Here is a 618-nt window from a genome sequence, read left to right as displayed (position 1 = left end):
TCGACCACGCCCTGCAACAGCATCGCGGTCAGCCGGGGCTCCTCGTGACCGAGCGCGCCCAGCGCCTCGACCACCATGGCGATCAGCCCACCGTGCGCGGCCCGGATCTTCTCCCGCGCCCCCGCGTCCAGCTCCCCCGCGGAGATCGCCACCACGGCCCGGTGACGTCGGTCGCCCACCAGCGCCAACTGTTGTCGGACGTACGCCTCGATCTTGGCCTCGGCGGTGTCGGCTCGCTCCATGGCGGCCTCGACCTCGGCCGCCCACACGGGGAAGTCCACGGCACACAGCTCTTCGACCACGGCGGCCCGCGACCGGAAATACTCGTAGACGGACGACCTGGCGAGCCCCGTCCGCTCCGCGAGGGCGGGGAACGTCAGCGCGTCGGTACCGCCTTCAGACAGCAAGGTACGGGCGGCGTCCAGCAGGGCGCCGCGCTGCATCGTCCGGTGCTCGGCCACCGAGGCCGCTCGAATCCTGGGCACTCCTCCACTTTACGTACGTGCGCCGCGCACCACGACGGAGGAGGGACGATTCAGCGCCCGACGTCGGCCAGTTTCGCACGCAACTGGAGCACGGACTTCGTGTGAATCTGACTGACACGGCCCTCCGTGACGC

1 protein-coding gene is annotated in these 618 nt (G+C 70.6%); it reads right to left on the bottom strand.

Translation table 11 applies throughout. The features are described from left to right. A partial coding sequence (locus tag KUM32_RS37760) for a TetR/AcrR family transcriptional regulator (RefSeq protein WP_217146344.1) occupies positions 1-461 on the bottom strand: 461 nt, incomplete at its 3' end. Between the last annotated feature and the right edge of the window lie 157 nt (positions 462-618).

The sequence above is a fragment of the Streptomyces sp. AC627_RSS907 genome (genome assembly GCF_019049165.1).
Note: the sequence above shows the minus strand (reverse complement) of the source record. Positions and strands in the feature narration are given on the sequence as shown.